Here is a 13,725-nt window from a genome sequence, read left to right as displayed (position 1 = left end):
CCGCGCGGGAATCGCCCACCCGCCCTGCCCGGGGACGGCCCGGCTCGGCCCGGCTCGGCCCGGCTCGGCCCGGCCTGGCTCGGCCCGGTTCGGCCCGGCCTGGCTCGGCCCGGTTCGGCCCGGCCTGGCTCGGCCCGGTTCGGCCCGGCCCGGTTCGGCCTGGCCCGGTTCGGCCTAGCCTGGCTCGGTTCGGCCCGGCTTGGTTTGGCCGGCCTGGACTCAGGCTCGCAGCCGCAGGCCGGAGGGGGTGGCTCGGAAGCCTGCCTCCTGCAGCACCTCCGCCAGTTCCGAGGTCAGTGCTTGCTCGCCGTCCGCGCGTTGGACCGACAACTGGCCCAGCCAGCCCTCGCGGACCGCTGCCGACAGGGCGTGCGCCGCCTCCGACAACGGCCGGCGCTCCTCGGTGAAACTCAGCAGGGATCGGCCTCCTCGTTCCACGTACAGGGCCGGGACCCCGTCGACCAGGACTGCCAGCGCGCCCGCCTTGCGGGCGGGGCGATGCTTCGTATCGCCCGTTGCCGCCGGCCACGGCAGGGCCGCGCCGTACGGCTGGGCCGGGTCCGCCGCGGCCAGGACCACCGGGCGGCCCGGTGCCGGGCGGCCCGGGCCCGACAGGGCGCGCAGGCGGTCGACCGCGCCCTTGGCCGCGAACTGGGCCGCGCCGAGGCCCTCCACCACGTAACCGCGGATCACCTGGCCCGTGTCCTCCATGCCGCGGAGCACCTTGTAGATCCCGGAAAACCCGCCCGTGACGCGTTCGGTGTCCAGCGCGCCGCGGGTCAGGACGCCGTGGCGTTCCAGGAACGCCTCCGTCCGCGCGTGGGCGCGGCGGGTCGCGTCGGTTTCCCGTGGCGGGGTCAGGGCCCAGCGGCCCGCGACCGTCGGCGGCCCGGACCGCGATGGCATCTGTGGCCGCCCCGCCCGCAGCCGCGCGTACCGGCCGCGGGGTGCCTGGCGGCGGGGCTTGTGTGCGCCGTGCCCGGCGACCTGCGCCCGCAGCGGGCCCAGCGTGTCGCCGGTGACCAGCCCCGCCCAGACCAGGTCCCACAGTGCCGCCACCACTTCGGCGTCGTTCGGGGCCTTGTCCAGCAGCACTGTCGCGCGGTCCACCAGCTGGCGGAAGAACAGCGCGCCACCCTCCAAAGTGGACACGATCGCGTCGTGCAGCGGGCCGGTGGGGATGTCCTCGACGACTTCGGGCAACAGGAGGTCGGCGACGTCGGTCGGGGCGAGGGCGATCCAGCCGTCGCCGCCGGAGAGTGCGCCGCAGCCCGCCCAGGTGACTTCGCCCGCCGTTGTCAGCTCGTCCAGCAGGGCGGGGGAGTAGCCCGGCAGCCGTCCGGGCAGGATCAGCGACTCCACCGCGCTCGCCGGCAACGGCGCCCCGGCGAGCTGCTCGACCACCGACAGCACGTCGTCCGCCGTCGGGGCCGCCCGGACGCGGCCGCCGAACCCGTGCCACGCGGGCAGGAACCGGCCCAGCGCCGCCGGTTCGACCGGTTCGACTTCGGCGCGCAGCTTCGCCAGCGACGCCCGCCGCAGCCGCCGCAGCACGGCTGAATCGCAGTACTCGACCCCGACGCCGTGGGTTTCCGGATGACCGACCGGGCTCAGTTCGCCGCGCACCAGGCGGCCTTCCCCGGTCATCCGGTCCAGCACCCCGGTGACGACCGCCGTGCCGAGCCCGAACCGCGCGGCCGCGTCCGCCGCCGCGAACGGGCCCCGGCCTCGGGCGTAGCGCGACAGCAGGTCCCCGAGCGGGTCCGCCACCGGTTCGGTGAACGCCTCGGGCACGCCCACCGGCAGCGCGGTGCCCAGCGCGTCACGCACCCGGCCGGCGTCCTCGATCGCCAGGAACCGTTCCTCGCCGCCGATCCGCACCCGGATCGCCCGCCGCGCCGCCTCCAGCTCGGTGAGCCACTCCGCCTGGATCCCGCGCTCCGCGGCCTCCTCGACGGTCAGGTCGCCGAGGAACCGCAGCAGGTCGGCGGCGTCCTCGGCCGAGCGCGCGTGCCTGTCCGGGTCGAGCCGTTGCAGCGACCGCTCGACTTCGACGACGGCTTCGGGATCCAGCAGCTCCCGGATCGCCTCGGTGCCCAGGAGCTCGGCCAGCAGCGCCGAATCCAGCGACAGTGCCGCCGCCCGCCGCTCGGCCAGCGGCGCGTCCGTCTCGTACAGGAACATCCCGACGTAGCCGAAGAGCAGGCTGCGCGCGAACGGCGACGCGGCCGGTGTTTCGACCTCGACCAGCCGGACCTTGCGGGCCCGGACGTCGGCCATCAGCTCGCGCAGGCCGCTGACGTCGTAGACGTCCTGCAGGACCTCTCGCATCGCCTCGAGCACGACCGGGAACCGCTCGTACTTCGCCGCGACCGACAGCAGCTGCGAGGCGCGTTGCCGTTGCTGCCAGAGCGGAGTGCGGCGCCGCGGGTCACGCCGGGGGAGCAGCAACGACCGGGCCGCGCACTCCCGGAACCGTGCCGCGAACACGGCCGAGCCGCCGACTTCGGCGACGATCAGCTGCTCGACTTCCTCGGGGTCGAGCAGCACGTCGTCCGCGCCGATGGTGACCTCGCCGCCGTCGGCGTCCAGCGCGTCCGGCAGCCGCAGGACGATGCCGTCGTCGGAATGCGCCACCTGCGCGTCCACCCCGCGGTTTTCCCGCAGCCGCGCGGCGATCGCGAGGGCCCACGGCGCGTTCACCTGCGCGCCGAACGGCGAGTGCACGACGATCCGCCAGTCGCCGAGCTCGTCGCGATAGCGCTCCAGCAGGATCGTCCGGTCGTTCGGGACGTGCCGGGTGGCGGCCTTCTGCTCGGCGAGGTAGGCGAGCAGGTTGTCGCACGCGCGCTCGTCCAGCCCCGCCGCCTCGGCCCGCGCACGCGCCTTTTCGTCGTCCGAAGTGGACAGTTCGCGGACGAACTTCCCCAGCGCCCGGCCGAGTTCGAGTGGACGGCCCGGCGCGTCCCCCTTCCAGAAGGGCATCCGCGCCGGTTCGCCCGGCGCCGGCACCACGATGACGCGGTCGTGGGTGATGTCGGTGATCCGCCACGACGACGTGCCCAGCAGGATGGTGTCGCCGACGCGCGACTCGTACACCATTTCCTCGTCGAACTCGCCGACGCGCGAGCCGGGCTTGCCGTCCGCGCCCGGCGTCATGACGGTGAACAGGCCGCGGTCCGGGATGGTGCCGCCCGAGGTGACGGCCAGCCGCTGCGCGCCCGGCCGCCCGCGCAGCTCGCCGCTGATGCGGTCCCAGGTGATCCGGGCCCGCAGCTCGCCGAACTCCTCGCTGGGGTAGCGGCCGGCGAGCATGTCGAGCACCGCGTGCAGGGCGTCGTCCGGCAGCGCGGCGAACGGGGCCGCCCGCCGGACCAGCGACGCCAGGTCCGGCACCGTCCACGGCTCCAACGCCACCATGGCGACGATGTGCTGCGCCAGGACGTCCAGGGGGTTGCGCGGGTAGTGGACCGCCTCGATCGCGCCGGTGGCCATCCGCTCCGCGACGACCGCGCAGGAGACGAGGTCACCGCGGAACTTCGGGAACATCACGCCGGAGGACACCGCGCCGACCTGGTGCCCCGCCCGGCCGACGCGCTGCAGCCCGGACGCCACCGTCGGCGGCGCCTCGATCTGTACCACCAGGTCGACCGCGCCCATGTCGATGCCCAGTTCCAGCGACGACGTCGCCACCACGCACGGCAGCTGCCCGGACTTCAGCGACTCTTCGACGTGCGTGCGCTGCTCCCGCGACATCGACCCGTGGTGGGCCCGGGCGATCACCGGTGGCGCGCCGGTGCTCACGCCGGACTGCCCGACGGCCTCCGCGGGGAACGCGTCGGCCGGGGTGAGCTCGGTCTGCTCGGCAGCCAGTTCGTTGAGCCGGGCGGTCATCCGCTCGGTGAGCCGCCGGGAGTTGGCGAACACGATGGTCGACCGGTGGGCCTGGATCAGGCTCAGCACCCGCTCCTCGACCGCGGGCCAGATCGACGGCCGCTGCACGGGGTTGCCGGCCATCTCTTCAAGGGTGCCCAGGCCGCCCGGCGCGATGTCCCCGGGCGGGAACGCCTCGGTCAGTGACTCCAGTGACTCCAGTGACGCCAATGACTCGAGCGCGTCGAGCGGACTCGGCGCCGGGCCGCTGCGGGGAGCGTCGAGGTTGCTCATGTCCTCGACCGGGACCTCGACGCGGACCTCGATGGTCTTCGCCAGCTTCGGCTGGACCACGCGCACCGGACGGCCGCCGGCGAGGAACGCGCTCACCTCGTCGACCGGGCGGACCGTCGCCGACAGGCCGATCCGCTGCGCCGGCTTCGGCAGCAGGGCGTCCAGCCGCTCCAGCGAGAGCGCGAGGTGCGCGCCGCGCTTGCCACCGGCGACCGCGTGCACCTCGTCGACGATCACTGTCTCCACACCGCGCAGCGATTCCCGCGCCGACGAGGTGAGGATGAGGAACAGCGACTCCGGCGTGGTCACCAGCACGTCCGGCGGGGTCTTGCCGAACGTGCGGCGCTCGGCCGCGGTGGTGTCGCCGGTGCGCATGCCCACTTCGATTCCGGGCACCGGCAGCCCGAGCCGGCGGCTGGCCTGCGAGATGCCGGCGAGCGGGGCCCGCAGGTTCCGTTGGACGTCGACCGCCAGGGCCTTCAGCGGCGAGACGTAGAGGACCCGGCAGCGTTTGGTCGCTTCCGCCGGCGGCGGCTCCACCGAGAGCCGGTCGAGCGCCCAGAGGAACGCGGACAGCGTCTTGCCGGACCCGGTCGGCGCGACGACGAGGGCGTGCTCACCCGCGTGCGCGGCCCGCCAGGCCCCTTCCTGCGCCGCGGTGGGCGCGGCGAAGGCCCCCGCGAACCAGTCCCGGGTCGCGGGGGAGAAAAGGTCGAGCACGTCAGTTGCCACGTTGTCCATGATGCGCGGCACCACCGACAATTTCGGATGGGTTCGCCAGGATCACGCTCTCGGCGAACTGCGGGAACACGACGTCGACCCGGGGTTCGTCGGTGATCAGCCGGTAGTCGCGGTCGAGCGGCGTCCAGTAGGAAAAAGGGGCCTGGTCCAGCTTGGAGTGGTCGGCCAGCACGTACGCTTCGCCGCCCGCGTGGAGCATCGCGTGCTTGACCACCGACTGCTCCAGTGACGGACAGCACAGCCCGCGTCCGGCCACTATGCCGTCCGCCCCCAGGAACACCCGGTCGGGTGAAATGTGCCGCAGTTGTGCCAGCACGCTCTCGCCGAGGATCGCTTCGGTGGGGTGCCGCAGCCGGCCGCCGAGGACGATGAGGTCGATCCCGGAGAAGCCCGCGAGCTCGCGGATCGCGGTGACGCCGTTGGTCACCACGGTCAGCCCCTCGCGGTGGGCGAGGTGGCGGGCGAGCCTGCCGGTGGTCGTGCCCGCGTCGAGCAGCACCACCTCGCCGTCCTGGACGAGCGCGGCGGCCTCCCGGGCGATGGCGTCCTTGGCCGCCGCGTGCTCCCGGTCCTTCTCGCGGGGGCTGCGTTCGGTGTCGAGCGCGCCGCCGTAGGTGCGGACGACGTGCCCGGCACCGGCGAGCGAGGCGAGGTCGCGGCGGATCGTCGATTCGGAGACGCCGAACTCTTCGGCCAGCTCCGCGATGCCGCCGGAGCCGTCACGGACGGCCTCCAGCAGCATCGCGCGCCGGTCACGGGTGCCTGGTCGCGGCTGGGACATGCGCCGACTCTTCCACAACCGCGGGTTTCAGCCCGAAGAACGCCAGGCCGGCGGCCACGGCGAGGAACGCGGCCAGCGCGACGAACCCGGTGGTCGCGGTGCCGGTGACGTCGGTGAGCCAGCCGACCAGGTAGGGGCCGGCGAACCCGCCGAGGTTGCCCAGCGAGTTGATCAGGCCCATCGCCACGGCGACCACCTCGATGCCCAGTACCCGGCTGGGAATGGCCCAGAACGGCCCGTACGGCATGTGGACGCCGGTCGCCACGACGCAGAGCAGTACCAGCTGCACGGCCGCCGGCCAGTGCACGAGGTTGCCCAGCAGCAGCCCGCCGATCGCGACGAGCAGTGGCACCGTGACCGCGAGCCGCCGGTTGCCGGTGCGGTCGGACCAGTGCGCGCACGCGACCATCCCGGCCAGCGCCAGCACGTACGGCACGGCCGACAGGAAGCCGACGGCGGTGGCCGAGCCGCCGGTCATCGTCTTCACCACCGACGGCAGCCACAGGGAGAAGCCGTAGAAACCGGTGATCCAGAAGAAGTAGACGCCGACCAGCAGCAGCACCTGGCGGTGCGCCAGGGCCTGCCGGGAGCCCGCTTTTCGGGGGTCCGGGTGGCGAGGCCCCCGGCCCGAGGCGAAGCCTCGGTTGTCACAGCCCTGTTTGGCGAACGCCGGCTTCGCGTCTTCTTCGGCCTGCAAGGTGGTTTCGAGGTACTCGCGTTCTGCCGCGGAGATCCACCGGGCCCGCGCCGGCCGGTCGGCCACCGCGAACCACCAGACGACCGCCCAGACCAGCGGCGGCAGCCCCTGCAGGACGAACACCCAGCGCCAGGACATGTGGTCGAGCATGAACCCGGACAGCGGCGACATGAGGATCGCCGAGATCGGCAGGCACGTCATCCACAGCGCGTTCGCCCGCGCCCGTTCCGCCTGCGGGAACCAGGACGCCAGCAGGATCAGCACCGCGGGCCACACCCCGCCCTCGAACAGCCCGAGCAGCAACCGGGCCAGGTACAGCTGGGTTTCGTTCCGGACGAGCCCGCACAGCACCGCCGCGACCGACCACGCGATCATCAGCAGCAGCACGGTCTTGCGGGCGCTCCACTTCGCCGCCAGCACCGCCGCGGGGATCTGCAGCACGAGGTAGCCGATGAAGAAGATGCCGCTCGCCAGCCCCTTCGCGCCGGCGGACAACGGGAAGTCGTCGCCGATGTAGGGCAGGATCACCGCGACGTTCGTGCGGTCGAGGTAGGCCAGCAGGTACATGACCACCGCGACCGGGATGACGTACGTCCAGCGCCGGCGGGGGATCACCGGAGGTTCGGTGGGTAGATGGCGGGCAGCCTCCGCGCGTACGGCGCCAGGGTGGCCGCGGCCTTGAACGCCGCCCGCATGGTGCCGTGCGACGCCCGGCCGGTGCCGGCGATGTCGAACGCCGTGCCGTGGTCGACCGACGTGCGCAGGATCGGCAGGCCGACCGTCACCGACACCGTGCCGTCGAAGTCGTAGGTCTTCGACGCGATGTGCCCCTGGTCGTGGTAGAGCGAGAGCACCCCGTCGAACCGGCCCTGGATCCCTTGGTGGAACACGGAATCCGCGGGGATCGGGCCGACCACGTCGAGCCCGGCCACCCGCGCGGCGGCGACCGCCGGGGCGATCGCGACGATCTCCTCGTTGCCGAACTTGCCGTTCTCCCCGCCGTGCGGGTTGAGCGCCGCCACCGCCAGTCTCGGTTTCTCCGTGCCGAACACCTCCAGTGCGGTGTACGCCTCCCGGATCGCGTGCTCGATGTTCTCCCGGGTGATCCGATCGATCGCTTCGCGCAGGGAAAGGTGCCGCGTGGCGAAGAAGATCTTCAGCCCGGAGACCCAGAACATCGTGTTGAAGCGGGTCGACCCGGTCAGCTCGCCGAGCATCTCGGTGTGCCCGAGGTGCTGCGAACCGGCCGCCCAGATGGCCTCCTTGTTGATCGGCGCGGTCACCACCGCGTCGACCTCGCCCGCCAGCGCGAGCCGGGTGGCGACCTCGATCGCCCCCACCGCCGCGGCGCCCGCTGTCGCGTTCACCTCGCCCCACGGCAGGTCTTCGGTGACCACGCCGAGGTTCAGCACGTCGATCACGCCGGGGGTGAAGCGCGCGTCGGCGACCGTGGCGATCGGGTTGATCTCCAGGTGGAGACCCAGGTGCCGGACCAGGCGTTCCAGCACGATCGCGTCGCCCACCGCCACTCCGTGCGCCAGCTGGAGGGCTTCGGGCTCGGCGAGGGTCTTCAGGGTGATCTCCGGGCCGATGCCCACGGGGTCGCCGAGGGTGACGGCGAGGACGGGGAGGTCGCTCACGGGTTCTTCCTTCCGGTGGCCGGGACGTGGTTCAGGTGTTCCAGGCGGGCGACGGTGGCCTCGACCGGTCCGGCGAGCGCGATACCTGCGCGGCGTGTGGGGGCGAGGTGCGCCGGGTACCCGGATTTACTTCCGGCGCGTCGAGGCCGGTCAGGTCCTTCCTGAGGACGCGTAGTTCCGGCACCGGGCCCCTCCTATTGCTCATTCCAGTCAATCGAGTTGATCGAACTGTGCAACTATCGTGCACCTTGATCACCGTCCGCGTCAAGGAGCAGTGACTTTCCCGGGTCCGCACGCACGGTGACCACGCGCATGGCAGCATCACCGCGAGCGCCGTCGGGGCGTGTTTCGCGCGAAAGGCGGAGTGCTGTGCGGATCCTGTCGGTGGACCTCGGGACGTCCAACACCGTCGCCGTGCTGTCGGCGCACGGTATGCCGCCCCGGGTCGTCGAGGTGGACGGCTCGGCCAACATGCCGTCGGCGGTGTTCGCCACCGAAGAGGGCACGATCATGGTCGGCCGTGACGCCGAGCGGCGCGCCCGGCTCGACCCGACGCGCTTCGAGCCGAACCCCAAGCGCCGCATCGACGAGCAGACCCTGCTGCTCGGCACCGACGTCGTCCCGGTGACCGACGCGCTGGCCGCCATCCTGCGCCGCGTGCTCGAAGAGACCTCCCGCCAGCTCGGCGGCGACCAGCCCGACGAGGTCCGGCTGACCCACCCCGCGCAGTGGGGGCAGACGCGCCGGAACGTGCTGATGTCCGCTGCCCGGCTCGCCGGGATGGGCCCGAACATCCTGCTGGTGCCCGAGCCGGTCGCCGCCGCGGCGCACTTCGCGTCGTTCCCCGGCAAGTCGCTCGCGCCGGGGCAGGCGCTCGCCGTCTACGACCTCGGCGCGGGCACCTTCGACGTCGCGGTGGTCGGCGCCACGCAGACCGGGTTCACCGTGCTCGCCGAGGACGGCCTGCCCGACCTCGGCGGCCTGGACGTCGACCAGGCGTTGATGGTGCACGTCGGGCGCGAAGTTTCGCACTCCGATCCGCAGCGCTGGCAGCGGCTGCTGCGGCCGGAGTCCACCGGGGACCGGCGCACCCGGCGCGCGCTGCAGGAGGACGTCAAGGCGGCCAAGGAGGCGCTGTCGCGGCACCCACAGACCGAGGTGCCGATGCCCGAGCCGTTCAAGGACGTCCTCGTCACGCGCGGCGAGCTGGAAGGCCTGGTCCGGCCGGCGATGCTGCGCAGCGTCGAACTGCTGTCGCGGACGCTGCGGTCGTCGGGGCTGACCCCGGACCGGCTGGCCGGCATCTACCTCGTCGGCGGATCGAGCCGGCTGCCGCTGGTCGGCGCCATGATCGCGGAGAAGCTCGGTGTCGTGCCGGGCAGCCTCGACCAGCCGGAAACCGCCGTCGCGCTCGGCGCGCAGCACGTGGCCCGCGACGGGCTGTCCGTGCGCACCCAGAACGTCGAAGGGGCGGTGGCCGCGGGTGCGCCGCCGCACCGTCCGCAGTACGCGCCGCCGGCTCCGCCGCCGCAGTACCCGGGTTACGCGCCGTCGAACTTCCCGCCGAGCGGCCCGCAGCCGGTGCCGTCGAACTTCCCGGCGTACTCGCCGGCGCCGGAGAAGGCCGAGCCGAAGTCCGGGGGGAAGAAGAAGCTGCTGATCGGGATCGCGGCCGCGGTCGTCGTGGCGCTCGCGGTGGGCCTGACGGTGTTCCTGACGTCGTCGTCCTCGGCGACGACCTACACCGCGGACCAGTGCAGGACGCCGGGACAGACGGACGACAAGGGCCTCACGGGGTGCCTGCGCCAGCTCGCCGGGAAGATCGCCGACACCGGCGACTGCAAGCCGGGCATGGGCAACGGCCCGGCGGCACCGGCGCAGCGCCTGGGGGCCGCCTCGACCTGCTCCGCGCCGGGCCGGGCGGGCACGCAGGTGACCTACGTCCACGGCGACAGCGCCGACGCGCTCAAGCAGTACACCGACGGCCTGCTCACGTCGGCGGGCGGCGACCGCACCGAGGCCGACTGGGGCGGCAACGGGCTCAAGGGGCACTACTCGTCGGCCGCGGGGAAGACGTCGGCGGTGCTCGTGTTCACGGTGTCGGACCGGCCGCTGGCCGGGTTCATCTACCAGCTGAACACGAGTGACCAGGCGGCGGCGACCACGCCCGGCACGCTGGCCGACTACTTCGAGGCGAGCGTCCAGCCGGGCCGGTAGCCGGCGGCTCCGGCGAAGTCGCGCCGGTCACGGCGGCAGCGTGGACGGCGCGAACGGGCCGTTCGCGCCCGACGGTTAGAGTGGGCTCGATGCGGATCACGGTTTTCCGGCGGCTGATGGCCGAGGAGTTCGGCCCCGGGCGGGCGCAAGTGCTGGCCAGGGACCACGTCCTGAGTGGGCTGGGTGGGCGCACCGTCGACCAGGCACTGACCGCCGGAATCCCGGCCAAGGAGGTCTGGCGCGAGCTCTGCGACGCCTTCGACGTGCCGGCCGAACGGCGCTGACCTGGGGCTGTGCGGACCGGCACCGACCCGAGCGGGCGAATACCCTAGCGCAAGGGTGTGTCGCTGCCGACCTCGAACAGGTGTTCGTCTAAGGTGTTGTCCACATCGGGTCCAGCGATCCACAGATTGGGCGCCGCGCCTGGAATTGTCGGTCCCCGCCGCTAGCGTCGGACCGGACAGCTGAAGAACCGACACAGAGAGCCCTCGACGGGGCTCCGACCAGCGAGGTGGACTTTCCATGCCTGCAGCACCCGACAAGGACAAGGCGCTCGAGCTCGCGCTCGCGCAGATCGACAAGCAGTACGGCAAGGGCTCGGTCATGCGCCTCGGCGAAGAGGGCCGCGCGCCCATCGCCGTGATCCCCACCGGCGCGATCGCCCTCGACGTCGCGCTCGGGATCGGCGGCCTGCCCCGGGGCCGGGTCGTCGAGGTCTACGGCCCGGAGTCCTCCGGTAAGACCACGGTCGCCCTGCACGCGGTGGCGAACGCGCAGCGCAACGGCGGCATCGCGGCGTTCATCGACGCGGAGCACGCGCTCGACCCCGACTACGCCAAGAAGCTCGGCGTGGACACCGACGCGCTGCTCGTCTCCCAGCCGGACACCGGTGAGCAGGCCCTGGAGATCGCGGACATGCTGGTCCGCTCCGGCGCGCTCGACATCCTGGTCATCGACTCCGTGGCCGCGCTCGTGCCCCGCGCCGAGATCGAAGGCGAGATGGGTGACTCGCACGTCGGCCTCCAGGCCCGGCTGATGAGCCAGGCGCTGCGCAAGATGACCGGTGCGATGAACAACTCCGGCACCACCGCGATCTTCATCAACCAGCTGCGCGAGAAGATCGGCGTCATGTTCGGCTCCCCGGAGACCACCACCGGTGGCAAGGCGCTGAAGTTCTACGCGTCGGTCCGGCTCGACGTCCGCCGCATCGAGACGCTCAAGGACGGCGGCGAGGCGGTCGGCAACCGGACCCGCGTCAAGGTCGTGAAGAACAAGATGGCCCCGCCCTTCAAGCAGGCCGAGTTCGACATCCTGTACGGCCACGGCATCTCCCGCGAGGGTTCGCTCATCGACATGGGTGTCGACCAGGCCATCCTGCGCAAGTCCGGTGCCTGGTACACCTACGAGGGCGACCAGCTCGGCCAGGGCAAGGAGAACGCGCGGAAGTTCCTGCGCGACAACCCGGACATCGCCAACGAGATCGAGAAGCGGATCAAGGAGAAGCTCGGCATCGGCGCGCAGCTCGACGCGGATGCCGGCGAAGCCGTTCCGGCGCCGGTCGACTTCTGATCGTCCGGACAGGGTGAGCCCATCGCGGTCCGCGGTGGGCGTGAAGACGAGGAGAGACCCAGGTGGCCAGGGCGCCGAAGGTGCCGCCGGCCGAGCTGCCTCCCGAGGAGCGGTACAAGAAGGCCAAGGAGATCTGCTTCGATCTCCTGGCCGTGCGTGCGCGCACCCAAGAGGAGCTCCGGCAGGCTCTGCACCGCAAAGGGTTCGACGAGGAGACCAGCGAGACCCTGCTCGGCAAGCTCGACCGGGCAGGGCTGGTGAACGACGCGGAGTTCGCCGAGCTGTGGGTGAAGTCCCGCCACACGACTCAGGGCCTGTCCCGCACCGCGCTGATGGCCGAGTTGCGGCGCAAGGGCGTCGACGACGAGATCGCCGCACAAGCGGCGGGCGAGGTCGACCGCGAGTCCGAGGAGCAGATGGCCAGGGAACTGGTCCGCAAGCGCCTCGGCTCGCTCGGCAACGTCGACGAGCAGACGGCCCTGCGGCGGCTGCTCGGCTTCCTGGCACGCAAGGGCTACCCGCAAGGGCTGGCGTACACGGTGATCAAGGAGGAACTCCGCGAGTACGGCGCGGAGTCCACCCTGCTCGACGACGCCGTCATCGACTGACGGCGGTGCCGCGGCCCGTCCGTGCGTTACGGGGAGGTGGCGGACACCGCCTCACGGCGGACCGGTCGGCGCCGGTCCGAGCGGTACTTGCGGACGGCCAGCAGCAGGATCGCGAGCAGTCCCATCGCGATGCACGTCACCACGGCCGTCAGCACCAGGAACTCGTTCAGCTGCCCGGCCGCCAGGTACGCGCCCAGCGCCACCGCGACCAGCGCGCACACCGCCCTGTCCACAATGGACTCCATGGACAGGAGGGTGGCGCGGTAGCGGGAGTCCGGGATGGAGTCGTTCAGCAGCTGCTTCTGGACCGGGAACGCGATGCCCGTCGCCACCGCGAAGACGCACAACAACACCACCGCCGGGAAGGAGCCCACGAACACGATCACCCCGAGGCACAGCGCCATCACGATCGTCAGCGTGAACACCGCACCGACCGGGCCGATCGCCCGGCGGAGCCGGTGCGGGCGGGCCGCGCCCAGGGCCTCGAAGACCGTCATCGCGGCCAGGACCGCGCCGTACCAGTTCACCGACAGCGCCTTCGACTCCAGGATCGGCTGGAACAGGTTCACCTGGCAGATCCGCACCAGCGTGAACATCGCGACGCCCTGCACCATCAACAGCACCAGCCACCGGGACGAACGCAGCGCCGACAGTGCGCCGCCGACGCCCGCGAGCAGCGATGCCGTCTTGCCGGTCACGCGGCGGCCGCCGGGGATCGGCGGGAGCTTGCACGCGAAGACGAGCGCGATGCCCGCGTTGATCGCCGTCAGCCAGTACGGGGAGGGGAGGCTCCAGGACATCAGCAGGCCGATCACCGGCCAGAACACGATCTTGCCGACCAGGCTGTACGCGCGGCCGACACCCTCCACCCGGAGGTAGTGTTCCCCCGCGCCGGACGCGTGCAGGTACTCGTACAGGTACGCGCTCTGCGCGCCGGACACCAGTGAGCGAGCCAGCGCGATCAGGACGAAATGCACCAGGAACCCGGTGTACGAGCCCAGGAACACCGGCACCAGGTTCGCGGCCACCAGCACGCCGGCGCCCGCCGTCAGCGAGGTGCGGTAGTCGAAGCGGTCGGCGATCATCCCGGTCGGGATCTCGAGCAGGCAGAACACGATGTAGTAGATGCTCTGGATGCCGAAGATCTCGCCGTCGGACAGCCCGATGAGCTTCTGGTACGAGTAGAAGATCGGCACCCACAGCAGCAGGCCGAAGAAGAACTGGAACCCGTAGGTCAGCCGGACGGCGCGCTGAACGGCGGGTTTCGCGGGCAGGCGAAGGCCCAGCATGATCGTGTCTCCAGGG

9 protein-coding genes are annotated in these 13,725 nt (G+C 72.1%); 4 read left to right on the top strand and 5 right to left on the bottom strand.

Annotated features, from left to right (window positions below; all coding sequences use genetic code 11):
* Positions 1-219 precede the first annotated feature (219 nt).
* Genes ACLJQF_RS15595 through pdxA form a run of 4 tightly spaced genes read right to left on the bottom strand, consistent with a single transcriptional unit; the run spans position 220 to position 8,026 of the window.
* Positions 220-4,908 (bottom strand): DEAD/DEAH box helicase, encoded by a 4,689-nt coding sequence (locus ACLJQF_RS15595; protein ID WP_410609329.1) that lies wholly within the window; start codon positions 4,906-4,908, stop codon positions 220-222.
* Complete coding sequence (locus tag ACLJQF_RS15590; RefSeq protein ID WP_410609328.1) at positions 4,889-5,689, bottom strand: DeoR/GlpR family DNA-binding transcription regulator; 801 nt, start codon at positions 5,687-5,689, stop codon at positions 4,889-4,891. The genes ACLJQF_RS15595 and ACLJQF_RS15590 overlap by 20 nt, the downstream gene beginning before the upstream one ends.
* Positions 5,661-7,001 (bottom strand): MFS transporter, encoded by a 1,341-nt coding sequence (locus tag ACLJQF_RS15585; RefSeq protein ID WP_410609326.1) that lies wholly within the window; start codon positions 6,999-7,001, stop codon positions 5,661-5,663. Before ACLJQF_RS15585 ends, ACLJQF_RS15590 begins: the two co-directional genes overlap by 29 nt.
* Positions 6,998-8,026, bottom strand: coding sequence for a 4-hydroxythreonine-4-phosphate dehydrogenase PdxA (gene pdxA / locus ACLJQF_RS15580; RefSeq protein WP_410609324.1), 1,029 nt, complete (start codon positions 8,024-8,026; stop codon positions 6,998-7,000). Before pdxA ends, ACLJQF_RS15585 begins: the two co-directional genes overlap by 4 nt.
* Positions 8,027-8,395: 369 nt before the next feature.
* Here pdxA and ACLJQF_RS15575 point away from each other — a divergent pair, with 369 nt between their 5' ends.
* The 4 genes from ACLJQF_RS15575 to ACLJQF_RS15560 all read left to right on the top strand — a co-directional run bounded on the left by ACLJQF_RS15575 (position 8,396) and on the right by ACLJQF_RS15560 (position 12,420).
* Complete coding sequence (locus ACLJQF_RS15575; protein ID WP_410609323.1) at positions 8,396-10,243, top strand: Hsp70 family protein; 1,848 nt, start codon at positions 8,396-8,398, stop codon at positions 10,241-10,243.
* An 89-nt stretch (positions 10,244-10,332) separates the two neighbouring features.
* Positions 10,333-10,527: a DUF3046 domain-containing protein gene (locus tag ACLJQF_RS15570; protein WP_410609321.1), complete on the top strand. Its 195-nt coding sequence runs from the start codon at positions 10,333-10,335 to the stop codon at positions 10,525-10,527.
* 238 nt (positions 10,528-10,765) lie between these two features.
* Positions 10,766-11,812 (top strand): recombinase RecA, encoded by a 1,047-nt coding sequence (gene recA / locus ACLJQF_RS15565; RefSeq protein ID WP_410609320.1) that lies wholly within the window; start codon positions 10,766-10,768, stop codon positions 11,810-11,812.
* A gap of 80 nt (positions 11,813-11,892) precedes the next feature.
* Positions 11,893-12,420, top strand: a complete 528-nt coding sequence (locus ACLJQF_RS15560; protein WP_410609680.1) for a regulatory protein RecX — start codon at positions 11,893-11,895, stop codon at positions 12,418-12,420.
* A 26-nt stretch (positions 12,421-12,446) separates the two neighbouring features.
* Here ACLJQF_RS15560 and ACLJQF_RS15555 read toward each other — a convergent pair whose 3' ends face one another.
* Complete coding sequence (locus tag ACLJQF_RS15555) at positions 12,447-13,709, bottom strand: MFS transporter (protein ID WP_410609319.1); 1,263 nt, start codon at positions 13,707-13,709, stop codon at positions 12,447-12,449.
* Positions 13,710-13,725: the final 16 nt, after the last annotated feature.

Source organism: Amycolatopsis sp. lyj-109 (genome assembly GCF_046548995.1).
Classification (GTDB): domain Bacteria; phylum Actinomycetota; class Actinomycetes; order Mycobacteriales; family Pseudonocardiaceae; genus Amycolatopsis.
This window is presented reverse-complemented; position numbering and strand designations above follow the sequence as displayed.

Coding starts and splice junctions, on each gene's coding strand:
- ACLJQF_RS15595 (WP_410609329.1), bottom strand. CDS start 4,908: ATGGACAACGTGGCAACTGACGTGCTCGACCTTTTCTCCCCCGCGACC.
- ACLJQF_RS15590 (WP_410609328.1), bottom strand. CDS start 5,689: ATGTCCCAGCCGCGACCAGGCACCCGTGACCGGCGCGCGATGCTGCTG.
- ACLJQF_RS15570 (WP_410609321.1), top strand. CDS start 10,333: ATGCGGATCACGGTTTTCCGGCGGCTGATGGCCGAGGAGTTCGGCCCC.
- recA (WP_410609320.1), top strand. CDS start 10,766: ATGCCTGCAGCACCCGACAAGGACAAGGCGCTCGAGCTCGCGCTCGCG.
- ACLJQF_RS15555 (WP_410609319.1), bottom strand. CDS start 13,709: ATGCTGGGCCTTCGCCTGCCCGCGAAACCCGCCGTTCAGCGCGCCGTC.